General features: G+C 54.1%; 34 protein-coding genes and 2 pseudogenes. 2 read left to right on the top strand and 34 right to left on the bottom strand.

Annotated features, from left to right (window positions below; genetic code table 11):
* Nucleotides 1-20 precede the first annotated feature (20 nt).
* The 4 genes from RCI20_RS11345 to RCI20_RS11330 are packed head-to-tail and all read right to left on the bottom strand — an operon-like array spanning nt 21 to nt 3,063.
* Nucleotides 21-872 carry an SPOR domain-containing protein gene (locus RCI20_RS11345; protein ID WP_306605557.1) on the bottom strand — a complete coding sequence of 284 codons (852 nt, stop codon included), beginning with the start codon at nt 870-872 and terminating at the stop codon, nt 21-23.
* 8 nt (nt 873-880) lie between these two features.
* Complete coding sequence (locus RCI20_RS11340; protein WP_306605555.1) at nt 881-1,444, bottom strand: DUF2802 domain-containing protein; 564 nt, start codon at nt 1,442-1,444, stop codon at nt 881-883.
* Between the two features lie 6 nt (nt 1,445-1,450).
* Nucleotides 1,451-2,605: an OmpP1/FadL family transporter gene (locus RCI20_RS11335; RefSeq protein ID WP_306605553.1), complete on the bottom strand. Its 1,155-nt coding sequence runs from the start codon at nt 2,603-2,605 to the stop codon at nt 1,451-1,453.
* Between the two features lie 59 nt (nt 2,606-2,664).
* Nucleotides 2,665-3,063, bottom strand: a complete 399-nt coding sequence (locus RCI20_RS11330; RefSeq protein WP_306605551.1) for an acyl-CoA thioesterase — start codon at nt 3,061-3,063, stop codon at nt 2,665-2,667.
* 91 nt (nt 3,064-3,154) lie between these two features.
* On the opposite strand from RCI20_RS11330, the gene RCI20_RS11325 reads away from it, so the two are divergent.
* The gene (locus RCI20_RS11325; protein WP_306605549.1) at nt 3,155-4,960 is read left to right on the top strand and encodes an ABC transporter ATP-binding protein/permease; all 1,806 of its coding nucleotides are present in this window, start codon (nt 3,155-3,157) and stop codon (nt 4,958-4,960) included.
* Nucleotides 4,961-5,077: 117 nt separating this feature from the next.
* Nucleotides 5,078-6,616 (top strand): SpoIIE family protein phosphatase, encoded by a 1,539-nt coding sequence (locus RCI20_RS11320; protein ID WP_306605547.1) that lies wholly within the window; start codon nt 5,078-5,080, stop codon nt 6,614-6,616.
* Between the two features lie 84 nt (nt 6,617-6,700).
* Here the strand turns inward: RCI20_RS11320 and rplQ are convergent, their stop codons facing one another.
* From rplQ to tuf, 30 genes and pseudogenes are all read right to left on the bottom strand, one after another.
* On the bottom strand, nt 6,701-7,102 hold the full coding sequence (gene rplQ, locus RCI20_RS11315; RefSeq protein ID WP_306605545.1) for a 50S ribosomal protein L17: 402 nt from the start codon (nt 7,100-7,102) through the stop codon (nt 6,701-6,703).
* Between the two features lie 57 nt (nt 7,103-7,159).
* Nucleotides 7,160-8,134 (bottom strand): DNA-directed RNA polymerase subunit alpha, encoded by a 975-nt coding sequence (locus RCI20_RS11310; RefSeq protein WP_306605543.1) that lies wholly within the window; start codon nt 8,132-8,134, stop codon nt 7,160-7,162.
* Nucleotides 8,135-8,158: 24 nt separating this feature from the next.
* Nucleotides 8,159-8,788, bottom strand: coding sequence for a 30S ribosomal protein S4 (rpsD, locus tag RCI20_RS11305; protein ID WP_306605541.1), 630 nt, complete (start codon nt 8,786-8,788; stop codon nt 8,159-8,161).
* A 12-nt stretch (nt 8,789-8,800) separates the two neighbouring features.
* Nucleotides 8,801-9,190 (bottom strand): 30S ribosomal protein S11, encoded by a 390-nt coding sequence (gene rpsK, locus RCI20_RS11300; RefSeq protein WP_028994208.1) that lies wholly within the window; start codon nt 9,188-9,190, stop codon nt 8,801-8,803.
* Nucleotides 9,191-9,202: 12 nt separating this feature from the next.
* On the bottom strand, nt 9,203-9,565 hold the full coding sequence (gene rpsM, locus RCI20_RS11295) for a 30S ribosomal protein S13 (RefSeq protein ID WP_306605538.1): 363 nt from the start codon (nt 9,563-9,565) through the stop codon (nt 9,203-9,205).
* A 47-nt stretch (nt 9,566-9,612) separates the two neighbouring features.
* A complete protein-coding gene (gene rpmJ, locus RCI20_RS11290; RefSeq protein ID WP_028994206.1) occupies nt 9,613-9,726 on the bottom strand; it encodes a 50S ribosomal protein L36 in 114 nt (37 codons plus the stop codon).
* A gap of 74 nt (nt 9,727-9,800) precedes the next feature.
* Nucleotides 9,801-10,020 (bottom strand): annotated as a pseudogene (gene infA, locus RCI20_RS11285) (translation initiation factor IF-1).
* Between the two features lie 5 nt (nt 10,021-10,025).
* Entirely contained in the window at nt 10,026-11,348 is a 1,323-nt protein-coding gene (gene secY, locus RCI20_RS11280) for a preprotein translocase subunit SecY (protein ID WP_306605535.1), read from the bottom strand.
* A 19-nt stretch (nt 11,349-11,367) separates the two neighbouring features.
* On the bottom strand, nt 11,368-11,802 hold the full coding sequence (rplO, locus tag RCI20_RS11275) for a 50S ribosomal protein L15 (protein WP_306605533.1): 435 nt from the start codon (nt 11,800-11,802) through the stop codon (nt 11,368-11,370).
* Nucleotides 11,803-11,805: 3 nt separating this feature from the next.
* On the bottom strand, nt 11,806-11,988 hold the full coding sequence (gene rpmD, locus RCI20_RS11270; protein WP_306605531.1) for a 50S ribosomal protein L30: 183 nt from the start codon (nt 11,986-11,988) through the stop codon (nt 11,806-11,808).
* Nucleotides 11,989-11,991: 3 nt separating this feature from the next.
* The gene (gene rpsE / locus RCI20_RS11265; protein WP_306605529.1) at nt 11,992-12,519 is read right to left on the bottom strand and encodes a 30S ribosomal protein S5; all 528 of its coding nucleotides are present in this window, start codon (nt 12,517-12,519) and stop codon (nt 11,992-11,994) included.
* Nucleotides 12,520-12,545: 26 nt separating this feature from the next.
* Complete coding sequence (rplR, locus tag RCI20_RS11260) at nt 12,546-12,902, bottom strand: 50S ribosomal protein L18 (RefSeq protein ID WP_306605527.1); 357 nt, start codon at nt 12,900-12,902, stop codon at nt 12,546-12,548.
* Nucleotides 12,903-12,911: 9 nt separating this feature from the next.
* On the bottom strand, nt 12,912-13,442 hold the full coding sequence (gene rplF, locus RCI20_RS11255) for a 50S ribosomal protein L6 (RefSeq protein ID WP_306605525.1): 531 nt from the start codon (nt 13,440-13,442) through the stop codon (nt 12,912-12,914).
* 13 nt (nt 13,443-13,455) lie between these two features.
* A complete protein-coding gene (gene rpsH / locus RCI20_RS11250; RefSeq protein WP_306605523.1) occupies nt 13,456-13,854 on the bottom strand; it encodes a 30S ribosomal protein S8 in 399 nt (132 codons plus the stop codon).
* A gap of 13 nt (nt 13,855-13,867) precedes the next feature.
* On the bottom strand, nt 13,868-14,173 hold the full coding sequence (gene rpsN, locus RCI20_RS11245; RefSeq protein WP_306605521.1) for a 30S ribosomal protein S14: 306 nt from the start codon (nt 14,171-14,173) through the stop codon (nt 13,868-13,870).
* Nucleotides 14,174-14,180: 7 nt separating this feature from the next.
* A complete protein-coding gene (rplE, locus tag RCI20_RS11240) occupies nt 14,181-14,720 on the bottom strand; it encodes a 50S ribosomal protein L5 (protein WP_306605518.1) in 540 nt (179 codons plus the stop codon).
* A 9-nt stretch (nt 14,721-14,729) separates the two neighbouring features.
* Nucleotides 14,730-15,047 (bottom strand): 50S ribosomal protein L24, encoded by a 318-nt coding sequence (gene rplX, locus RCI20_RS11235; protein WP_306605516.1) that lies wholly within the window; start codon nt 15,045-15,047, stop codon nt 14,730-14,732.
* A 10-nt stretch (nt 15,048-15,057) separates the two neighbouring features.
* On the bottom strand, nt 15,058-15,426 hold the full coding sequence (rplN, locus tag RCI20_RS11230) for a 50S ribosomal protein L14 (RefSeq protein ID WP_306605514.1): 369 nt from the start codon (nt 15,424-15,426) through the stop codon (nt 15,058-15,060).
* A 153-nt stretch (nt 15,427-15,579) separates the two neighbouring features.
* Nucleotides 15,580-15,846: a 30S ribosomal protein S17 gene (gene rpsQ / locus RCI20_RS11225; RefSeq protein WP_306605512.1), complete on the bottom strand. Its 267-nt coding sequence runs from the start codon at nt 15,844-15,846 to the stop codon at nt 15,580-15,582.
* Nucleotides 15,843-16,037: a 50S ribosomal protein L29 gene (gene rpmC / locus RCI20_RS11220; protein ID WP_306605510.1), complete on the bottom strand. Its 195-nt coding sequence runs from the start codon at nt 16,035-16,037 to the stop codon at nt 15,843-15,845. The genes rpsQ and rpmC overlap by 4 nt, the downstream gene beginning before the upstream one ends.
* Before the next feature lie 2 nt (nt 16,038-16,039).
* Nucleotides 16,040-16,453: a 50S ribosomal protein L16 gene (gene rplP, locus RCI20_RS11215; protein ID WP_306605509.1), complete on the bottom strand. Its 414-nt coding sequence runs from the start codon at nt 16,451-16,453 to the stop codon at nt 16,040-16,042.
* Nucleotide 16,454: 1 nt separating this feature from the next.
* Nucleotides 16,455-17,240 (bottom strand): 30S ribosomal protein S3, encoded by a 786-nt coding sequence (gene rpsC, locus RCI20_RS11210; protein WP_306605506.1) that lies wholly within the window; start codon nt 17,238-17,240, stop codon nt 16,455-16,457.
* Nucleotides 17,241-17,249: 9 nt separating this feature from the next.
* Nucleotides 17,250-17,579, bottom strand: a complete 330-nt coding sequence (rplV, locus tag RCI20_RS11205) for a 50S ribosomal protein L22 (RefSeq protein ID WP_306605504.1) — start codon at nt 17,577-17,579, stop codon at nt 17,250-17,252.
* Between the two features lie 9 nt (nt 17,580-17,588).
* Nucleotides 17,589-17,864 (bottom strand): 30S ribosomal protein S19, encoded by a 276-nt coding sequence (gene rpsS, locus RCI20_RS11200; RefSeq protein WP_076091637.1) that lies wholly within the window; start codon nt 17,862-17,864, stop codon nt 17,589-17,591.
* 10 nt (nt 17,865-17,874) lie between these two features.
* A complete protein-coding gene (rplB, locus tag RCI20_RS11195) occupies nt 17,875-18,702 on the bottom strand; it encodes a 50S ribosomal protein L2 (protein ID WP_306605501.1) in 828 nt (275 codons plus the stop codon).
* A complete protein-coding gene (gene rplW, locus RCI20_RS11190; protein ID WP_306605499.1) occupies nt 18,702-19,004 on the bottom strand; it encodes a 50S ribosomal protein L23 in 303 nt (100 codons plus the stop codon). Before rplW ends, rplB begins: the two co-directional genes overlap by 1 nt.
* A complete protein-coding gene (rplD, locus tag RCI20_RS11185; protein ID WP_306605497.1) occupies nt 19,001-19,624 on the bottom strand; it encodes a 50S ribosomal protein L4 in 624 nt (207 codons plus the stop codon). The genes rplW and rplD overlap by 4 nt, the downstream gene beginning before the upstream one ends.
* 9 nt (nt 19,625-19,633) lie before the next feature.
* The gene (gene rplC / locus RCI20_RS11180; protein WP_306605495.1) at nt 19,634-20,272 is read right to left on the bottom strand and encodes a 50S ribosomal protein L3; all 639 of its coding nucleotides are present in this window, start codon (nt 20,270-20,272) and stop codon (nt 19,634-19,636) included.
* A gap of 110 nt (nt 20,273-20,382) precedes the next feature.
* On the bottom strand, nt 20,383-20,694 hold the full coding sequence (gene rpsJ / locus RCI20_RS11175; RefSeq protein WP_028994183.1) for a 30S ribosomal protein S10: 312 nt from the start codon (nt 20,692-20,694) through the stop codon (nt 20,383-20,385).
* Between the two features lie 64 nt (nt 20,695-20,758).
* Nucleotides 20,759-20,911 (bottom strand): annotated as a pseudogene (tuf, locus tag RCI20_RS11170) (elongation factor Tu); the annotation flags it as partial.

The raw sequence follows: 20,911 nt of genomic DNA, 5'->3' as shown, positions 1-20,911 counted from the left end.
TGTTGATAGACAAGAACTTGCTATCGCCCGCCCTTCGGCGGCACCAACAGGCTTTCCACCCCCAACTCGCGTAACTTTTCCTGCGCAGCTGCCGCTTCTTGACGTGTCTTGAATGGGCCAACCTGGACACGAGCCTCGATCGACGAGGGAATGCCACTCAAGGTCAGTCTGGCATGCAACTCTTCGGCTCGCGCCGCGCTGGTAAATACGCCGGCCTGCAATACAAAACCAGAAAACAGCCGCGGCGAAGCTGCCGCTGCTGGCACCGACTCAATCACACGTGCTGTTGCCGCTGACGGTGCAGGTGACTGCGTTGGCGTTGGCGTTGGCGTTGGCGTTGGCGTTGGCGTTGGCGCAGCCTGGACACGCGGCCGAACAGTAGATGATTGCGATGACGGAGGAGCGACAGTTTTCTCTGGCATCGCAGTCGGCTCAGCTTTGGGCGTAGCGGCTTCGCTCGGTGCCAAGCGAGCGGGAACTCTGGCGACCGACGTTGCCTGCCTGGCGGGTTCGGTGACGGGGGCCGCAGACACCACGGGGGGCGGGGGTAGCTCTGCGGCGGAAGGCGCCACAGCGGATGATGTGTTTGGCTCCGCTGCCGGCAACGCTGCCGGCGTTGGCTCCGGCTCGATTTCCGCCGGCGTCACAGGTTGCGTCAACATTTTCTTTGGCACGACGGGCACGGGCCGGGTAAAAACCGGCAACTCTTCCTCGTCAGACGGCTGGGAAAAATGGTCGAACAGCCCAAGCATGCCGAGTAATATCGCGACCAGCCCCCCTGCGACGGCCAAGCGTTTGGCAAGCATGTTACGCATGTCCGACTCGTCGATTACTGTCTTGTCTGCACGCTCACCGGACTTTTTCTCTGCCATCGTTTTCCTCACTGCACCTGGCTGCGCGCCAACGCTACCACCAACTCGGCTTCGGCTCGTGCAATACCGCAACGTTCGGCGATCATCACGGCATCATAGCCCGCCACCGCCATCTGCATCGCATCGCCATAGATCGGCGATACCGTTTGGGTCGCCCGCAGGTGTGCCAAAGCATGCTGCATGTCTTCCCGCAAAGCAGATAGTTCACCCCGCATTACTTCGACTTCATCGCGTAGTTGTACGAGCTCTCTTTCCATGCCTTCGTACAACAACTCATTGGCCAGGCCAGGTGGTGGGGACTCAAGCTTGACAGGCTCTACTTCTTCGAGGCGAGGCTCCGTCGTTGAATTGATGACCGGTGCCGCTTCGGTTTTGTCGGCCGGCAAAGTCTTCTCTGGTACGTCCGTTATGACTGCCGGTGGTTGTTCTGCTGCCTTGTTCGCCAAACGCAGCATGCGAAACAGTACCAGGCCGATATAAAGGGCAACCACGACGATCAGTGCAAGCACCCCTTCGCGCACGCCGATCACCATGCCAGCCACCTCCAGCGAGGACAGATTGGCACCCAGCACGTTACCTTAATACCCGACGGAATACTGGACACCGACGATATGCGCACTGTTGTCGTATTTACCGATAGCATTCCCCTGCGCGATCTTCGGATCTTTCATGTACAGATAGGAATAACCGAGATCAACCACGCTTGCCCGACCCAACTTCCATTGCCCGCCCAGCGACAACCAGAGCCGGTCATTGTCCGGCACACGAACCGAGCGATCCCTTGAGTTGACCGGTGTACGGTCATAAGCCAGGCCAAATTTCAGCTTGGTCACGTCATTTGAGCGGTAAGCAGCCCCCCAGGCGATGCGCCAGGAGTTATCGTAGTTATAGACCTCGGCATTACCGAACTGCATGCCTGTGTTGCGATTGACGACGACCAAGCGATCCAGGGAATTCCAGCGGGTGTAGGAAAGATCGCCCATGGCCTCCCAACGATCGGAGACCTGCTGCCAGACGGAAAGAATGAACGTGCCCGGCAAGTCGAGGTCAGCCTTGACCGGCACGACAGCATTCACATGGCCTTTCAGGGTATGCCCGATGGCCGAGCGATAAGAGACGCCAACGCGCATGGCTGGCGAAAGGGTAAACAACGCACCGGCATTCCAGCCGTACGATGCGTCATCACCTTTCAGCACGATACCGGTGCTGGTCAGTTCACCATCGACCTTCTGATAGTTGAGCCCCAGGCCAAGCGATACTTTGTCATTGACTTTGTAGGCAACAGAAGGATTCAGATTGAGCGTCGTAAGCTCGGACTTGATGCCTTCCTGTTGCCCCACCCAGGCCGCCTTGTATTCGGTCGCCAGTCCAAATGGAGAGGAAAGACCGACACCGGCCGTCAAGGCAGGCGTCAGTTGCCAGCTAAGGTAAGCGTTAGGCACGCCATGCCAGCCCCCGGCATCACCGCCAGACGAACCGTTCAGCCCGCGAAAGCGAATCTGGCTCCCGATACCGACCAGTCCGCCAGAGATGTGGACGCCCTTGAGTTGCGTCATCCCGGCCGGGTTGAAAAACACCGTGCTGGCGTTATCCGCAATGGCAGCCGAGCCAGCATAGGCCGTACCCAAGCCACTCGCATTCTGCTCTCCAAGCTGAAATGCAGAGGCCGAGGCGACACCTGAAAAGGCCAGCAGAAGCAGGGTTGGTAGCGTACGCAAAGTGTTTTTGATCATTGCTTCGTTCCTCGAAGACTTTCCAATTGTTTAGCCGGCCGATTTTATTCCATTTTCGTTCAAATTTCGGCAGGCACTTCACGTTTGCCGCCGCCTTCATCAATGGCGACGTAGGTCAACTCGGCATGGGTCACCTTGACAGTAATCGGGTTGGCGTAATTTCTTTCGGCATAGACTTCGACGAAAACGGTAATCGAGGTTCTTCCGACATGAACAATTTCCGCATAGAAGCTGACAATGTCACCCACAGAAATTGCTTGGCGAAACTGAAATGAGTTGACCGAGACAGTCGCTACCCGACCGCGCGCTCGCCGCATCGCCGGAATGGCACCGGCTACGTCGACCTGGGCCATGACCCAGCCGCCAAAAACATCGCCGTTCTGGTTCAGATCGGCGGGCATCGGCACAACGCGCAGCGCCGGTTGACGATCAGGCAATTCAACACGTTCGTGATTCATGGTGCATCCTTAGTCAGGTCATATCCGCGATTCTCCCGGAAACCCGGCGTATTTCATATACTTTGGCTCTTTCCAAGAAGAGCTTCCCACCATGCGTCGTGCTACAGCCATGCCCAAACCGCCAACCGGCCAACCGCTTGGCGAAACCCATGCATGGCAAACACTGTGCGCACTCTTCCCGTATCTCTGGCAATACCGTCTTCGGGTCACTGCCGCACTCGCTTGCCTGATCGCCGCCAAGCTGGCAAATGTTGGCGTTCCCCTGGTTTTCAAGGAGATGATCGACGGTTTGAGTGGCGACGTTCTGGCATTGCCCGTCATGCTGCTCATGCTTTACGGCGCCTTGCGTTTCTCCAACTCGCTATTCACCGAGTTGCGCGAAATCCTCTTTGCCCGCGTAACACAACGGGCGATCCGCCAAGTGGCTCTGGAGGTTTTCCGCCATCTACACGCGCTCTCCCTGCGCTTCCATCTAGAGCGGCAGACCGGCGGTATTTCGCGTGACGTTGAACGGGGCACCCGATCGATCTCCAGCCTGATTTCATACACGCTTTATTCCATCCTGCCGACCTTGATCGAGATCGTATTGGTGCTCGGCATTCTGTACGTGCAATACGACATCGGTTTTGTCTTGATCACCGCCATCTCGCTACTGGCTTACGTTATTTTTACAGTAAAAGTCAGCAATTGGCGCATTGCCATCCGGCGTAACGTCAATGAATGCGACTCAGCGGCCAATACTCGTGCGGTCGACAGCCTGTTGAACTACGAAACGGTCAAATATTTCAACAATGAGGCGTGGGAAGCCAGACGCTACGACGAGCAATTACTCAAGCTGGAGGATGCAAGCACACGCAGCCAGACCACCCTTGCCTTTCTGAATCTTGGCCAGCAGGCAATCATCGCGCTCGGCGTAACTGCCATGATGTGGCGTGCCGCAGATGGCGTCGCACAGGGCACGATGACAATCGGCGACCTCGTCCTGGTGAATGCCTTCCTGATGCAGCTATACATGCCGCTCAACTTCCTCGGTATCGTCTATCGCGAAATCCGCCAGGCGCTTACCGATATTGAACGGATGTTCGGATTACTCAAGGAAAACCGGGAGGTTGCCGACGCACCAGGGGCGCTCGAATTACCCACCCAGCGCATGATGGATATCCGCTTTTCATCGGTTGATTTCGCTTACGAGTCCAATCGGCAAATTCTTCGCAACATCAGCATTTACATACCGGCAGGGCACACCGTTGCGGTCGTCGGCCCTTCCGGCGCCGGGAAATCTACGCTATCCCGACTGCTTTATCGTTTCTATGATGTCACTGGCGGCAGCATCCAAATCGGAGGGCACGATCTACGTCAAGTCACTCAGCACAGCCTGCGTGCTGCCATTGGCATCGTGCCGCAGGATACCGTGTTGTTCAACGACAGCATTCTTTACAACATTCGTTACGGACGCCCTGAAGCCAGCCTAGATGAAGTTATCGCCGCAGCACATGCCGCTAGCCTGCAGGATTTCATCGAGTCTCTTCCAGACAAGTACGAGACACGGGTTGGCGAACGCGGCCTGAAACTTTCCGGCGGGGAAAAACAACGCGTGGCAATTGCTCGAGCCCTGTTGAAAGACCCATCGGTTCTGATTTTTGACGAAGCCACTTCAGCACTTGATTCCCATACCGAACGAGCCATACAAAAGCAATTGGAGTTGGCAGCGATCGGTCGTACAACGCTGGTTATCGCTCACCGACTTTCTACGATCATGGGCGCCGACCAGATACTGGTAATCGATGATGGCCAAATACTGGAGAGTGGAACGCACATCGAGTTGTTGCTGAAAAATGGAAAATACGCCCAGATGTGGCGGCTGCAACAACAGGAGAGCCAAGACAAGCAAAGCTAGTGTCGCCGCCCATGATACGATCCTGCCCAATATCTGAGGTACGGTGAAACACTTTCATGTGACACGGTAGACGCGCCAGAGTTGATAGACTGCTTCCGACGAAAAATACAACTAACGATGACTAGCGCATTCAACAAAATTCGCGTTCTCGCAGTAGACGACAATCGAACCAACCTGCACATTCTGCAGGTCTTCCTGAAGAAGCTTGGTCACGACGTTATTCTTGCGGAGAATGGAGAAATTGCAGTTCAACGGTTCGAGCAGGAGCGCCCGGATCTCATACTGCTCGACATCATGATGCCAGTGATGGATGGTTTTGAAGCGGCTCGCCGCATCAAAGCCGGCAGCCAGGGGAAATGGGTACCGATCATTTTCCTATCGGCCCTGAATCGCGATGAAAACCTGGTCGAAGGTCTTGAGGCGGGTGCCGACGACTACCTGACTAAGCCAATCAACTTCGTCGTGCTGGAGGCAAAACTGCGTTCCATGCAACGTTCGTTGGCCTTGCAGCAAAGTGCCACGATCGCTTTCGAACGTTTGCAAGCAATTTCAGACAATGTGCTCGATGCTATCGTCACATCAGATAGCAATGGTTCGATTCTCACGGTCAACCACGCTACGTCGCGCATTTTTGGACGCACCGCAGAAGAGATGACCGGCCAACACATTTCCATACTTCTACCTGGCGCAAGCAAGGACAAAGTAAGCGGCCGTTTTCTGGAGCAACTGGCGAAACATACATCAGCACAAGGTATGGAGCGGGAAGCCTTTGCCCAGCATGGCAATGGGCGAAAATTTCCAGTCGAAATCGGCGTATCCGAGGTAAAAATCGATGCCGAAAAACTGTTCGTCAGTGTCATTCGCGATATCTCGGAACGTAAGGCTGCCGAGTTGAAACTTCAAGAGAATGCGAAACAGTTGCAGATCTACTTTGATCATAACCAGACAGAGCAACAACTCGCGCTCCGTTTGATGGAAAAGCAACTGCATCGTCCTGGCCTTGATGATCCCCGGATTCGTTATCGGGTGATGGCGACTGAAAACTTCAGTGGTGATATTGTTGCGGCATCCCGCTCTCCCGAGGGTCGATTTTATGCGCTTTTGGCAGATGCCACCGGCCACGGGCTGCCAGCGGCAATAAGCGTCCTCCCGGTACTGGCATTGTTTTATCGAATGACTCGCCTGAATCGTTCGATTACAGAACTTGTTATCGAGATGAATCAACAGCTAAGGGAATCAATTCCGGTTGGGCGCTTTGTCGCCGCAACCATCGTGTGCCTGGATGAACTCAGCCTGATTGGCGAAATATGGGTCGGAGGGACGCCGGAAGCCTTGATCATTGATCGCTGGGGACATCCTGCCAGGCATTTCCGCTCCGACAATCTTGCTTTAGGAATTCTGGATAGCCGCGACATCGAATGCCGGCCCGAAACCTTCGAATGGGCAAAGGAAAGCCAGCTACTCATGTATTCCGACGGCCTCCTGGAGGCAGAAAATGCACAGGGAAAACAATTTGGTCCGGAAGGTGTTCTAGCGGCCATCGCCAACACGTCACCAGAAAACAGGTTTCCAGCGCTAGAAAAAGCACTAGCCACGCACCTTGGCAGCAATAGTGCAGCGGATGATGTTTCCTTGATGATTATCGACTGCCCCTAAGCCTCGCTCGATCACCTCGGATAAATCAAGAATAAAAAAAGGCCGGATAAATATCCGGCCTTTTTAAAAACTCACGATTGCTGATTATTCACCAGCTTCGTCTGCAACTTCCACAGCTTCTGTCAGTTCTGGACGATCAACAAGTTCCACGAAAGCCATCGGTGCGTTGTCGCCAACACGGAAGCCACACTTCAGAATACGCAGGTAGCCACCCGGACGAGTAGCGTAACGTGGCCCAATTTCGGCGAACAGCTTAACGACGATTTCACGATCGCGCAAACGGTCGAAAGCCAGACGCTTGTTAGCGAGCGTCGGGTTACGTCCTAGTGTGATCATCGGCTCAACAACGCGACGCAGTTCCTTGGCTTTCGGCAACGTGGTTTTGATAGCCTCGTGACGGAGCAGGGAAACGGTCATGTTGCGCAGCATCGCCAAACGATGGCTGCTGGTACGGTTAAGTTTGCGAAGTCCATTGCGGTGACGCATGGTTAATCCTTTCTATGTTCTGCAGGCGTCCCTTGACAACCCTGGTCGAGAAAAGGCTTACGCCTTATCTAGACCGGCGGGCGGCCAATTATCCAGTTTCATGCCAAGCGTGAGCCCACGCGCGGCAAGAACTTCCTTGATTTCATTCAGCGATTTGCGACCCAGGTTGGGGGTCTTGAGCAATTCGTTTTCAGTACGCTGGATCAGATCGCCGATGTAATAAATATTCTCGGCCTTAAGACAGTTCGCAGAACGTACTGTCAATTCGAGATCATCTACCGGGCGCAACAACACCGGGTCAACCTGTGCAGGCTTCGAAGCCTCTGCCACTGGAGCAGTACCTTCAAGATCGGCAAAGACCGACAACTGTTCGATCAAAACGCGTGCTGCATAACGAATGGCTTCCTCCGGTTCGACAACACCATTGGTTTCGATATCAACAATCAGCTTGTCCAAGTCGGTACGCTGCTCGACGCGTGCATTTTCAACCGAATAAGCCACACGGCGAACGGGACTGAACGAAGCGTCCAGCACCAATTGCCCAATCGTCTTGGCATCACCCAGGTTGCGAACATTGCCGGGGACATAACCCCGACCTTTTTCAACCTTGATTTCCATCGACAATTTGCCGTTGGTCGACAGGTGAGCAATGACGTGCTCCGGATTGATGATTTCGACGTCGTGCGGCAAATCGATATCGCCAGCACGGATCACGCCCTCGCCTTCCTTTGCCAGCTTCAGGGTGACGACATCGCGATTGTGAAGCTTGAAAACGATCCCTTTCAGATTCAAGAGGATGTCAACGACATCCTCCTGAACACCGTCAATGGTCGAGTATTCGTGCAACACGCCGTCGATGGACACTTCCGTCGGTGCGTAGCCAGGCATCGATGACAACAAAATGCGGCGCAAGGCGTTACCAAGAGTATGTCCGAAACCGCGTTCAAACGGCTCCATGACCACTTTGGCTTCTACCGGCGAAACACTCTGTACGTCGATGATGCGTGGCTTGAGAAGTCCACTGCTTTGCATGGGCTTGATTCCTCTGCTTGCGGGTTACTTCGAATAAAGTTCGATGACCAGGCCTTCGTTCAGGGTTGCCGGCAACTCCGAACGTTGCGGCATAGCTTTGAACGTGCCCTTGCCTTCCTTGACATCGACAGAAATCCACTCCGGGAACCCGCGGGACTCAGCTGCTTCCAGTGCGGCCTTACAGCGCAAGGAAGCACGGGAACGGTCGGTCAACTGGACAACATCGCCAGGCTTCACCAAGTACGACGGAATGTTAACGCGCTTGCCGTTAACCAGAACGCCATTGTGACGAACGATCTGGCGGGATTCAGTGCGCGAAGCACCAAAGCCCATACGGTAAGCAACGGAGTCCAGGCGAGCTTCAAGCAACTGCAACAGGTTTTCACCGGTCTGGCCCTTGCGACGATCAGCTTCCGCAAAAGTACGACGGAACTGACCTTCCAATACGCCATAAACGCGACGGATTTTTTGCTTAGCGCGCAAGTGAACGCCATAGTCTGAAAGACGTGCACCTGACTTCTGGCCATGCTGGCCAGGGGCATAAGCACGGCGCTCAATAGCGCATTTATCGGTAAAACACTTTTCGCCCTTCAGGAACAGCTTTTCGCCTTCGCGGCGGCACTGACGGCATTTCGGATCGAGATTACGAGCCACTTGTCTTTCTCCTTAGATGCGGCGCTTCTTGGGCGGACGGCAACCGTTGTGCGGAACCGGCGTCACGTCGGAAATCGCGGTAATTTTCATGCCCAGCGCGTTGAGCGCACGAACAGAAGACTCGCGGCCCGGGCCTGGGCCCTTGATGCGCACTTCCAGATTTTTAACGCCACATTCCTGTGCAACCTTGCCAGCTGCTTCAGCGGCGACTTGAGCAGCAAACGGGGTGGACTTACGCGAACCGCGGAAGCCGGCACCGCCGGATGTTGCCCATGACAGCGCGTTGCCCTGACGATCGGTGATGGTGATGATGGTGTTGTTGAACGAAGCGTGAATGTGAGCAATGCCCTCGGCAACGTTCTTCTTTACCTTTTTGCGAACTTTGGTAGCAGTTTTAGCCATGTTCAGTCCCTATTACTTCTTACCAGCGATGGCCTTGCGCGGGCCCTTGCGGGTACGTGCATTGGTTTTGGTACGCTGACCGCGGCAGGGCAAGCCCTTGCGGTGACGCAAACCACGGTAACAACCGAGGTCCATCAGGCGCTTGATATTCATTGTGACTTCGCGACGCAGATCACCTTCAACGGTGAACTTTGCTACTTCATCACGCAGACGGTCCATTTCCGTATCGGAAAGGTCCTTCATTTTCGTGGTACGACCAACGCCAGCCGCATCACAGATTTTCTGTGCGCGGGTACGGCCGATGCCATAAATCGCCGTGAGGGCGATACAGGCATGCTGATGGTTCGGAATGTTTACCCCTGCAATACGGGCCATTGACTCACTCCAACATTTCTAAAATTAACGAATAAATTCGTCAGGAATTAACCCTGCCGCTGCTTGTGACGCGGATCCTTGCAAATGACGCGAACAACGCCTTTGCGACGGATCACCTTGCAATTGCGACAAACGCGCTTCACTGAAGGTTGCACTTTCATGTTTCACTCCTCGTCTGCGAGAGCTCGGAAGCAGCCGTGATTCCTTGCCCTGCGGTTTATTGCGTAGAGAACTTTTACTTGACCCGAAGAACGATTCGGGCCTTGCTTAAATCATACGGAGTCAATTGCACTTGTAACTGTCTTCCCTAGCCAAATTCGCATCTAACTCATGCAAACCCATGCGAAAACAACCCAAAGAGCGATATGTCCGTTTTCCAGCCTGACTTTGAAAGTTGCATTCGGGAGATTTTCGATGACCTCACCGCGCACATCGACAGAGTCGTCTTTCGCCATCTTGCCTATTTAATCATCGGGGCACCCTTGAAGTTTGCTTTCTTCAAGAGACTTTCATACTGGTGGGACATGACATAAGCCTGAACTTGTGACATGAAATCCATAGTAACCACAACGATAATGAGCAATGAGGTGCCTCCAAAGTAGAACGGAACGTTCCACTTCAGAATCAAAAATTCGGGCAGCAAACAAACCAAGGTGATGTAACCGGCACCAATCAAGGTTAGACGCATCAAAATCTTGTCGATGTACCGGGCTGTTTGTTCACCAGGACGAATACCGGGGACGAACGCACCACTTTTCTTCAAGTTATCAGCTGTTTCCTTGGAGTTGAACACAAGGGCCGTATAGAAGAAACAAAAGAAAACGATCGCTGCAGCGTACAACATCACGTAGATCGGCTGACCTGGCGACAATACTGCAGCAAAATCTTTCAACCATGTCATGGATTCACCCGAGCCAAACCAACCGGCTAATGTCGCGGGGAAAAGAATGATTGAGGAAGCGAAAATTGGTGGAATGACACCTGCCATATTCAGTTTGAGCGGCAAGTGCGAACTCTGTCCGCCGTACACCTTATTGCCAACCTGGCGCTTGGCGTAATTCACGAGAATCTTCCGTTGACCGCGCTCAACAAAGACAACAAAGGCGGTAACCACTGCGACAAGAACGCAGATTACGATAGCGGTCAATGGATGCATCGCTCCAGTTCGAACCAACTCAAGCAGACCACCAATTGCGCTAGGCAGTCCAGCGATGATGCCACCGAAAATAATAATCGAAATGCCGTTACCGATACCACGCTCGGTAATCTGCTCCCCCAGCCACATCAAAAACATCGTGCCAGTCAGCAGCGTGGAAACCGTTGTCAGGCGAAACAGGAAACCCGGATCGTTAACCAAGCCCGCCTGCGCTTCAAGCGCAACAGCGATACCGATACCCTGAAACAAAGCCAGCACAACCGTTCCGTACCGGGTGTACTGTGTAATCTTGCGCCGTCCTGCCTCGCCTTCCTTTTTAAGGGCTTCGAGCTGAGGACTGGCAACGCTCATCAATTGCATGATGATCGATGCCGAAATATAGGGCATGATCCCCAATGCAAAAATTGTGAATCGCGACAAGGCTCCACCCGAGAACATGTTGAACATGCCAAGAATGCCGCCCTGCTGCGAATTGAAAAGATCGGCCAGAACGTTGGGATCGATACCGGGCACGGGAATATGGGCACCAAGACGATAAACGACCAGTGCGCCAAGCAAAAACAAAAGCCTGCGCTTCAGATCGCCAAACTTCCCACCCTTACCAACGGTATTCGGATTTGCAGCCAACGTTCTAACCTTTCCTTACTTACTCGGCGACCGAGCCGCCGACTGCTTCAATAGCAGCCTTCGCGCCCTTGGTAGCGCCCACGCCTTTGAGGACAACCTTACGGGAAATTTCCCCCGAGAGAATCACCTTAGCCGACAACGCGTTGCCCGGGACGATACCCGCAGCTTGCAAAACGAGCAAATCTACCTCATCTACGGGCAGACGCTCGAGATCGGTAAGGCGAATCTCATAGTTGCGCGCGCGGGTCAGCGAATTGAAGCCGCGCTTCGGCAAACGCCGTTGCAAAGGCATCTGACCGCCTTCGAAACCAACCTTGTGGAAGCCGCCAGAACGAGACTTCTGTCCCTTATGACCGCGACCGCAAGTTTTGCCCAAGCCGGAACCGATACCCCGACCAACACGCTTGGCTGCCTTCTTGGAACCTTCAGCAGGCTTGATGGTATTCAGACGCATGGATTAGCCCTCGACCTTGACGAGATACTGAACCTTCTGAATCATGCCGCGAACGCAAGGCGTATCGACCAATTCAGAGGAGCTATTCAGCTTACGCAGACCCAAGCCACGCACAGTGGCGCGGTGGTCCTGCTTGGTGCCGATGACGCTCTTGACGAGCGTCACTTTGATTTTTTTGTCAGCCATGAGTTACCCCGTGATCTGTTCAACAGAGAGGCCACGCTTTGCAGCAATCTCAGCCGGCGTATTCACTTTCAACAAGCCGTCGATAGTCGCACGAACGATGTTGTAAGGATTGGTCGAGCCATGGGCCTTAGCCACCACGTTGGTTACACCAACAACTTCGAAAACAGCACGCATTGCGCCGCCCGCGATGATGCCCGTGCCTTCGGGAGCCGGTTGAATCATCACAGTAGTTGCACCGTGACGTCCCATAACGGTGTGATGAACCGTACCATTCTTCAGACTGACCTTGGCCATCTTGCGACGCGCTTCGTCCATCGCCTTTTGTGCAGCGACAGGCACTTCACGAGACTTGCCCTTACCCATGCCGATGCTGCCATCGCCGTCACCAACAACGGTAAGCGCTGCGAAACCGAGGATACGACCACCCTTCACCACTTTGGTGACACGGTTGACCGCAACCATCTTCTCCCGCATGCCATCATCGCGCTCTTCTGCGTGCTGGGGCTTCTTGTTTCTTTCAGGTTTAGCCATTTTCTAACCTATTCCTTTCGCGGCGATCAGAACTTCAGACCGGCTTCACGCGCGGCTTCCGCCAGCGCCTGAACACGACCGTGGTACTGCAGCCCGGAGCGATCAAATGCGACCTGCTCGACGCCAGCAGCTTTCGCACGCTCAGCAATCAGCTTGCCAACAATCGCGGCCGCCGCCTTGTTACCGCCATTGGCGAGATCGGCACGAACACCCTTGTCCAGTGTCGAAGCCGAAGCCAGCACCACGCCGCCGCAGGGCGAAATGATCTGAGCGTAAATGTGGCAGTTCGTACGATTGATACACAAGCGCACAGCCTTGAGCTCGGCGATTTTGGCCCGGGTTTTGCGGGCACGACGCAAACGTGCTTGTTTCTTGTTAAACATATGCCACCCTTACTTCTTCTTGGTTTCCTTGATAACCACCACTTCGTCCGAGTAACGCACGCCCTTGCCCTTATAAGGCTCCGGTTTGCGATACGCCCGAACTTCGGCGGCAACCTGACCGACTTGTTGCTTGTCCGCGCCCTTGATCAGGACTTCGGTTTGCGTCGGACACTCAACTTTTACACCAGCCGGCATTTTGTGTGCGACCGGGTGCGAAAAGCCAAGCGAGAGGTTCAGGACATCGCCCTGAGCCTGGGCGCGATAGCCCACACCGACCAGTTGCAACTTGCGCTCGAAACCCTTGGAAACACCAGTCACCATGTTGTTGATGCAAGCACGCATGGTGCCCCACATGGCGGATGAGTTTTCCACGCCTTCAACCTTGGAAACGACCACACTCTGGCCTTCCTGGCTAACCTTGACAGCGGGATTCGCGGCCATCTTCAGGGTACCCAAAGGCCCCTTGACGACGATCTGGTCGGCGACGCTGATTTCAACGCCTGCCGGCAGCACGATTGGATTTTTACCTACACGAGACATAGTGCTTCGCTCCTTAGGCCACGATGCAAAGAACTTCGCCACCAACACGGGAAGCGCGCGCTTTGCGATCGGTCATGACACCCTTCGGGGTTGACACGATGGCCACACCCAAACCGTTCATGACACGAGGAATGTCTTCAGCACCCTTGTAGATGCGCAGACCAGGCTTGGAGATGCGTTCGATACGCTCGATAACCGGGCGCCCAGCATAATACTTGAGCACGATTTCGAGAGCCGCTTTGCCATCATCTGACTTGCGAACAGCGAATTCATCAACGTAACCTTCATCCTTAAGCACTGCGGCAATAGCCACTTTCAACTTGGAAGAAGGCATGGACACAGACGCCTTTTCGGCGAGCTGGGCGTTGCGGATGCGGGTCAGCATGTCCGCGATAGGATCGCTCATAGCCATTCTGTATCTCCTATTACCAACTGGCCTTCACAACACCCGGAATTTCGCCGTTGAAGGCGAGCTCACGGATCTTGTGACGACACAGACCGAATTTACGAAAAACGCCACGCGGACGACCGGTCAGGGCGCAGCGATTGCGCAGACGGGATGGACTCGCATTGCGCGGCAAAGCCTGAAACTTCAGACGAGCTTCATAACGCTCCTCGTCCGACAGGCTTACGTTATTGAAGACGGCCTCAAGGGCTGCGCGCTTTTTGGCGTACTGCGCAACCATCTTGCGGCGCTTTTCTTCACGATTGATCAGAGCAAGTTTTGCCATGATTGCCTCAATTCTTGAACGGGAACTTGAACGCGGTCAGCAGGGCCTTAGCCTCTGCATCATTTTTCGCGGTCGTCGTGATACTGATATTCATCCCGCGGAGAGCATCGATCTTGTCGTATTCGATTTCCGGGAAGATGATCTGCTCTTTAACACCCATGTTGTAGTTGCCTTGGCCATCAAAGCCCTTACCAGCCACACCACGGAAGTCGCGAACACGCGGCAACGCAATAGTCACCAGACGATCAAGGAACTCGAACATGCGAGGACCGCGAAGCGTGACCATACAACCGATTGGATAACCATCACGAATCTTGAAACCAGCGATGGAAGTCCGGGCTTTAGTAGTAACGGGCTTTTGACCAGCGATTTTCTGCATATCGCCAACCGCATTCTCAAGAACCTTTTTGTCAGCTACCGCCTCACCAACACCCATATTCAGTGTGATCTTTGTGATACGCGGAACTTCCATTACGGACTTATACCCGAACTGCTTGGACAACTCGCCAACGACGGTGTCTTTATAAAACTGCTGCAAACGCGCCATGACTACCCCTTATGCGTTCACCAGTTCGCCGTTCGACTTGAACACGCGAACCTTGCGACCATCCTCGAGAGACTTGATGCCGACACGGTCAGCCTTCTTAGTCGCCGGATTGAACAGCGCAACATTGGAGATGTGAATCGGCATGTCCTTATCAACGATGCCACCTTGGACACCATTAATAGGGTTCGGCTTCACGTGCTTTTTGGCGCGATTTACGCCCTCGACCAGCAGATGCTCGTCATCGACACGGCGCAGAACAGTCCCGCGCTTGCCTTTATCTTTGCCAGTAATAACGACGACTTCGTCGCCTTTGCGAATCTTTTCCATTACGCTCTCCTTACAGCACTTCTGGAGCCAGGGACACGATCTTCATAAAGCGCTCGGTACGCAGTTCGCGAGTGACCGGGCCAAAGATACGCGTGCCAATCGGCTCGAGTTTGTTGTTGAGGAGAACTGCGGCATTACCATCAAAGCGCACCAGGGAGCCATCCGGACGACGCACACCCTTGGCGGTACGAACCACCACGGCGTTATAGACATCACCCTTCTTAACGCGACCACGCGGCGCCGCATCCTTGATGCTAACCTTGATAACATCACCAATGCCAGCATAGCGACGCTTCGAACCACCAAGCACCTTGATACACATAACTGAACGGGCGCCGGTATTATCGGCGACGTCCAGCGTCGTTTGCATCTGAATCATTTAAGTAAACTCCAACTTAATCCGCTGCGCGGTCAGTCTTGGAACCCGTACGGGTCGAACAATTTTGCCAAACACCATTTTAGGTGTTTGCAAAAAAGAAGCCGGATTATACCGGCTTCTTTACTGACTACGCAAGCATTTGGAAAATAATCGTCAGACGACGATAGCTTTTTCCAGAACAGTAGTTACAGCCCAAGCCTTGGTCTTCGAAACCGGACGGGTTTCGACGATTTCCACCAAGTCACCGGCTTTGGCTACGTTAGCTTCATTATGTGCGCTGTATTTCTTAGAGCGGACCATAACCTTACCGTACATCGGGTGCTTGACCTTACGTTCGACCAGGACGGTAACCGTCTTTTCCATCTTGTCGCTAACCACGCGACCAATCAGCGTACGCTTGATGCTGGAGGCTTCGCTCATTGCTGCACCGCCTTTTCACGGATGAGAGTACGAACGCGAGCGATGTCACGACGCACCTTGGACATTTGGCTGGTGTTGGACAGCTGTTGCGTAGCAATTTGCATACGCAGGCCAAATTGCGCCTTCAGCAGATCCAGCAATTCCTTATTGAGCTCGTCCACGCTCTTGGTTCTCAGTTCACTAGCTTTCATGATTACCCCAGATGACGAGTCACGAAGGTGGTGGAAATAGGCAACTTGGCAGCAGCAAGGGCAAATGCCTCGCGTGCCAGCGCTTCATTCACGCCATCCATCTCGTAAAGAACTTTACCCGGCTGAATTTCAGCAACCCAATACTCAGGATTGCCCTTACCGTTACCCATACGAACTTCTGCCGGCTTTTTGGAAACCGGTTTGTCCGGGAAAATACGGATCCAGATGCGACCACCACGCTTGATATGGCGGGTCATCGCACGACGAGCAGCTTCAATCTGACGCGCCGTCAAACGACCACGCCCGGTCGCCTTGAGGCCCCACTCACCAAACGATACCTTGGTGCCACGAGTCGCCAGACCTTCGTTACGTCCCTTGTGCTCCTTACGGAACTTGCGACGATTCGGTTGCATCATGTTAAGCACCTGCCTTTCTTACGCCGCGCTTTGCCGGCGCATCACCATCGGCCTTTTTGACCGTGCGAGTGCGTGGCTTATCGCCTTCCGGCTTACCCGGATTGCGACGCTGCCGGCGGTCATCAGCCGCTGGCTCTTCAACAGCAGGCTGCTCGTTACGATCAAGCATATCGCCCTTGTAGACCCAAACCTTGATACCAATAATACCGTAGGTAGTCAGCGCTTCAGACGTTGCATAATCAATATCAGCACGCAGCGTATGAAGCGGTACGCGACCCTCGCGATACCACTCGCTACGAGCGATTTCGGCACCGTTCAGACGACCTGCACTCATGACCTTGATACCCTGAGCACCAAGACGCATCGCATTCTGCATCGCACGCTTCATGGCACGACGGAACATGATGCGCTTTTCGAGCTGTTGAGCAATAGAGTCGGCGATCAACTGAGCATCAATTTCCGGCTTACGAATTTCCTCAATCGACACATGAACGGGAACGCCCATGATGCGCTGAAGATCCGTACGAAGTTGCTCAATATCCTCACCCTTTTTACCAATAACCACACCCGGACGGGCGGAATAGATGGTAACACGAGCATTTTTCGCCGGGCGCTCGATCAGTACGCGCCCAACTGAGGCATGAGCCAGCTTGCGCTTGAGATACTCACGAACCTTGACGTCTTCCTGCAACATGCCAGGAAAGTCTTTGCTGTTGGCAAACCAGCGCGAACTCCAGTTTTTAGTGACGGCTAGACGGAAGCCAGTCGGATGAATTTTCTGTCCCATGGCTCTTCCTTAGTTACCAACGGTCAGATAGATGTGACAGGTCGGCTTGACGATCCGATTGCCACGACCCTTGGCGCGCGCAGTAAAGCGCTTAAGCACCATGCCTTTTTCGACGTAAATGACTTTTACCTTCAGTTCGTCGATATCGGCACCGTCGTTGTGCTCAGCGTTGGCAATAGCCGACTCCAGCACCTTTTTAACGATAACGGCCCCCTTCTTCGGGGAAAAAGCCAGGATGTTTAGAGCCTGACCAACCGGCTTGCCGCGCACCAGATCCGCAACCAAGCGGCCCTTTTGCGCAGAGAGGCGTACGCCTCGCAGACTTGCACGAGTTTCCATGTCAGCTCCTTACTTCTTGGCCTTTTTGCCGGCGGTGTGACCCTTGAACGTCCGGGTCAGCGAAAACTCGCCAAGCTTGTGTCCGACCATATTTTCGGTGACAAACACCGGAATATGCTGCTTACCATTGTGGACCGCAATCGTCAGGCCGATAAACTCGGGGAGGATTGTCGAACGACGCGACCAGGTCTTGATCGGGCGCTTGTCATTGGTGGCGCGAACTGCTTCGACTTTGTCGATCAGATGCGCATCAATAAACGGGCCCTTTTTGAGAGAACGTCCCATTTCCTACCCCTTAACGCTTGTGACGGCGCTGAACGATCATGCTGTTCGTGCGCTTGTTGCTGCGGGTGCGGTAACCCTTGGTAGGCTGACCCCACGGATTAACCGGCACACGACCTTCGCCAGTTTTGCCTTCACCACCACCATGCGGGTGATCGACCGGGTTCATTGCAGTACCACGGACCGTCGGACGAATACCACGCCAGCGCATCGCGCCGGCCTTGCCAAACTTGCGCAAGTTGTTTTCTTCGTTACCAACCTCACCAATCGTAGCGCGGCATTCGACATGAACCCGACGAACCTCACCGGAGCGCAAACGAATCTGGGCATAAGTACCTTCGCGAGCCAGCAACTGCACCGACGTACCAGCCGACCGGGAGATTTGCGCACCTTTGCCCGGCAGCATTTCAACGCAACAAATCGTCGTACCGACCGGAATATTGCGAATCGGCAATGCATTGCCCAACTTGATTGGCGCCTCGGAACCGCTCATGATCTGCTGACCAACCACCATGCCCTTGTTGGCAATGATGTAACGACGCTCACCGTCCGCATAACAGACGAGTGCAATGTTCGCGGTGCGATTCGGGTCGTATTCCAGACGTTCAACCTTGGCCGGGATGCCGTCCTTGGTCCGCTTGAAATCAATAACGCGATACGCTTGCTTGTGCCCACCACCCTGGTGGCGCACGGTAATGCGACCGTTGTTATTGCGACCGGCATTCTTTGATTGCGATTCGACCAACGCCGCGAATGGCTTGCCCTTATGCAGATGAGCATTGACGACCTGAACCACGGCACGACGGCCGGGGGAAGTCGGCTTGACTTTAACGAGTGCCATTAGGCATTCCCCCCTTCAACAAAGTTGATTTCCTGGCCAGCCTTCAAGCAGACATAAGCCTTCTTCCAACCCTTACGACGACCGGTTGCGCCCTTGAAGCGCTTGACCTTGCCTTTGACGTTTGCAACCTGAACAGAGTCAACTTCGACCTTGAACAGCAACTCAACGGCAGATTTAATTTCCGGCTTGGTTGCATCACTGGCGACGCGAAAAATAACCTGGTTATTTTTCTCGGCAACGTAGGTTGCCTTTTCGGAGATTTGCGGCGCCAACAGCACCTGCATCAGACGTTGTTGATTCATCCCCACATCTCCTCGAACTTGGCGATCGCGCTCTTGGTGACCAGCACCTTGGCGAAGCGAACCAGCGAAACCGGGTCAGCCTCTTGTGCCTCGAGCACCAGAACATTGGGCAGATTACGCGAAGAAAGGTACAGGTTTTCGTTCAACGCATCAGTAATAACCAAGAGGTTGCCCTCGAGACCCATACTCTTTAGCTTTTGCGAGAACAACTTGGTCTTCGGCGCATCCACAGCAATATCATCAACCACCACCAGACGATCCTGGCGAGCCAACTCGGAGAGAATCGCTGCCATACCGGCGCGGAACATCTTCTTGTTAACCTTTTGGCTGTAATTCTGCTCGGGAGAGTTCGGGAAGATGCGACCACCCCCACGCCACAACGGGCTACCGTTGCTACCAGCGCGAGCACGACCAGTACCCTTCTGACGCCACGGCTTGGTGGTGGTATGACGAACTTCCGAACGATCCTTCTGCTTGCTATCAGCTGAGCGACCGTTAGCCTGATAGGCCACGACGAGCTGATGAACTAGCGCCTCATTGAATTCACGCCCAAACAGCAAATCCGAAGCCTGCAACTTAGCAGCTTCCAGACCCTGTTCATTAATAACCTTAAGTTCCATGTCGCCCCCTTAAGCCTTGACTGCCGGACGCACGACGACATCAGAACCCTTGGAACCCGGCACTGCACCGCGCACCAACAATAACTGACGTTCTGCATCAACGCGAACGATGGTCAAACCCTGCATCGTGGACTGCACATCACCCATGTGACCAGCCATGCGCTTACCCGGGAAAACACGACCGGGATCCTGCGCCATACCAATGGAACCCGGCGCGTTATGCGACAGCGAGTTACCGTGAGTAGCACGATTGGAACTGAAATTGTGACGCTTAATGCCGCCCTGAAAACCCTTACCGATAGAAGTGCCGGACACATCGACTTTTTGCCCTTCAGCAAAAATAGTGACAGCCACTTGATCGCCCGCCTTGAAAGAAGCAAGTTGATCAGCATCGATCTGGAATTCCTTGAGCACATGCCCGGCTTCCACACCTGCCTTGGCCAGATGGCCAGCCAGGGGCTTGGAAACACGAGAGGCACGGCGCTGGCCGAATGCGACCTGAATGGCTGCGTAGCCATCGATCTCCGGCGTTTTTACTTGGGTCACGCGGTTGTTTGACACGTCAAGCACAGTTACCGGGATGGACGCGCCATCTTCAGCAAAAATGCGAGTCATGCCAACCTTGCGACCAACAAGGCCTAGACTCATGGTTATTCTCCTCATCGCCGGCTGCGATTGGCCGGTCGATGTAAAACAACAAATGGGCAACCGTTGCCGGCCACCCCCGAAAGGCGCGGATTATATCCGCAATACTACAATTACTGCAACTTGATTTCGACGTCTACGCCAGCCGGCAGATCCAGCTTCATCAGCGCATCTACCGTTTTGTCGGTCGGATCAACGATATCCATCAAACGCAGATGGGTACGAATCTCGAGCTGATCACGGGAAGCCTTGTTAACGTGCGGCGAACGCAGGATGTCAAAACGTTGTTTGCGGGTCGGCAACGGCACCGGGCCACGAACGACGGCACCGGTACGCTTGGCAGTTTCAACGATCTCCTGAGCAGACTGATCGATCAGACGATAGTCAAAGGCCTTCAGACGGATACGGATTTTTTGGCTTTGCATTTTTTGGCTTCCAAAAGAGCGATGGGGCAGCAAGCTTGCCGCCCCGGGTTTTTCAAAAGAGCAATTACTCGATGATCTTGGCAACGACGCCGGCGCCGACGGTACGACCACCTTCACGAATCGCGAAGCGCAGACCTTCTTCCATGGCGATCGGCGCAATCAGCTTGACCGTCATCTGGATGTTATCACCTGGCATGACCATTTCAACGCCTTCCGG

Source organism: Azonexus sp., assembly GCF_030824335.1.
GTDB lineage: Bacteria > Pseudomonadota > Gammaproteobacteria > Burkholderiales > Rhodocyclaceae > Azonexus.
This window is presented reverse-complemented; position numbering and strand designations above follow the sequence as displayed.

Bases quoted from the DNA above. Each gene is read 5' to 3' on its own strand.
- RCI20_RS11345 (WP_306605557.1), bottom strand. From the start codon at position 872: ATGGCAGAGAAAAAGTCCGGTGAGCGTGCAGACAAGACAGTAATCGAC.
- RCI20_RS11335 (WP_306605553.1), bottom strand. From the start codon at position 2,605: ATGATCAAAAACACTTTGCGTACGCTACCAACCCTGCTTCTGCTGGCC.
- RCI20_RS11330 (WP_306605551.1), bottom strand. From the start codon at position 3,063: ATGAATCACGAACGTGTTGAATTGCCTGATCGTCAACCGGCGCTGCGC.
- RCI20_RS11325 (WP_306605549.1), top strand. From the start codon at position 3,155: ATGCGTCGTGCTACAGCCATGCCCAAACCGCCAACCGGCCAACCGCTT.
- RCI20_RS11320 (WP_306605547.1), top strand. From the start codon at position 5,078: ATGACTAGCGCATTCAACAAAATTCGCGTTCTCGCAGTAGACGACAAT.
- rplQ (WP_306605545.1), bottom strand. From the start codon at position 7,102: ATGCGTCACCGCAATGGACTTCGCAAACTTAACCGTACCAGCAGCCAT.
- RCI20_RS11310 (WP_306605543.1), bottom strand. From the start codon at position 8,134: ATGCAAAGCAGTGGACTTCTCAAGCCACGCATCATCGACGTACAGAGT.
- rpsK (WP_028994208.1), bottom strand. From the start codon at position 9,190: ATGGCTAAAACTGCTACCAAAGTTCGCAAAAAGGTAAAGAAGAACGTT.
- rpsM (WP_306605538.1), bottom strand. From the start codon at position 9,565: ATGGCCCGTATTGCAGGGGTAAACATTCCGAACCATCAGCATGCCTGT.
- rpmJ (WP_028994206.1), bottom strand. From the start codon at position 9,726: ATGAAAGTGCAACCTTCAGTGAAGCGCGTTTGTCGCAATTGCAAGGTG.
- rplO (WP_306605533.1), bottom strand. From the start codon at position 11,802: ATGCGTCTGAATACCATCAAGCCTGCTGAAGGTTCCAAGAAGGCAGCC.
- rpmD (WP_306605531.1), bottom strand. From the start codon at position 11,988: ATGGCTGACAAAAAAATCAAAGTGACGCTCGTCAAGAGCGTCATCGGC.
- rpsE (WP_306605529.1), bottom strand. From the start codon at position 12,519: ATGGCTAAACCTGAAAGAAACAAGAAGCCCCAGCACGCAGAAGAGCGC.
- rplR (WP_306605527.1), bottom strand. From the start codon at position 12,902: ATGTTTAACAAGAAACAAGCACGTTTGCGTCGTGCCCGCAAAACCCGG.
- rplF (WP_306605525.1), bottom strand. From the start codon at position 13,442: ATGTCTCGTGTAGGTAAAAATCCAATCGTGCTGCCGGCAGGCGTTGAA.
- rpsH (WP_306605523.1), bottom strand. From the start codon at position 13,854: ATGGCTATGAGCGATCCTATCGCGGACATGCTGACCCGCATCCGCAAC.
- rpsN (WP_306605521.1), bottom strand. From the start codon at position 14,173: ATGGCAAAACTTGCTCTGATCAATCGTGAAGAAAAGCGCCGCAAGATG.
- rplE (WP_306605518.1), bottom strand. From the start codon at position 14,720: ATGGCGCGTTTGCAGCAGTTTTATAAAGACACCGTCGTTGGCGAGTTG.
- rplX (WP_306605516.1), bottom strand. From the start codon at position 15,047: ATGGAAAAGATTCGCAAAGGCGACGAAGTCGTCGTTATTACTGGCAAA.
- rplN (WP_306605514.1), bottom strand. From the start codon at position 15,426: ATGATTCAGATGCAAACGACGCTGGACGTCGCCGATAATACCGGCGCC.
- rpsQ (WP_306605512.1), bottom strand. From the start codon at position 15,846: ATGAGCGAAGCCTCCAGCATCAAGCGTACGCTGATTGGTCGCGTGGTT.
- rpmC (WP_306605510.1), bottom strand. From the start codon at position 16,037: ATGAAAGCTAGTGAACTGAGAACCAAGAGCGTGGACGAGCTCAATAAG.
- rplP (WP_306605509.1), bottom strand. From the start codon at position 16,453: ATGATGCAACCGAATCGTCGCAAGTTCCGTAAGGAGCACAAGGGACGT.
- rpsC (WP_306605506.1), bottom strand. From the start codon at position 17,240: ATGGGACAGAAAATTCATCCGACTGGCTTCCGTCTAGCCGTCACTAAA.
- rplV (WP_306605504.1), bottom strand. From the start codon at position 17,579: ATGGAAACTCGTGCAAGTCTGCGAGGCGTACGCCTCTCTGCGCAAAAG.
- rpsS (WP_076091637.1), bottom strand. From the start codon at position 17,864: ATGGGACGTTCTCTCAAAAAGGGCCCGTTTATTGATGCGCATCTGATC.
- rplB (WP_306605501.1), bottom strand. From the start codon at position 18,702: ATGGCACTCGTTAAAGTCAAGCCGACTTCCCCCGGCCGTCGTGCCGTG.
- rplW (WP_306605499.1), bottom strand. From the start codon at position 19,004: ATGAATCAACAACGTCTGATGCAGGTGCTGTTGGCGCCGCAAATCTCC.
- rplD (WP_306605497.1), bottom strand. From the start codon at position 19,624: ATGGAACTTAAGGTTATTAATGAACAGGGTCTGGAAGCTGCTAAGTTG.
- rplC (WP_306605495.1), bottom strand. From the start codon at position 20,272: ATGAGTCTAGGCCTTGTTGGTCGCAAGGTTGGCATGACTCGCATTTTT.
- rpsJ (WP_028994183.1), bottom strand. From the start codon at position 20,694: ATGCAAAGCCAAAAAATCCGTATCCGTCTGAAGGCCTTTGACTATCGT.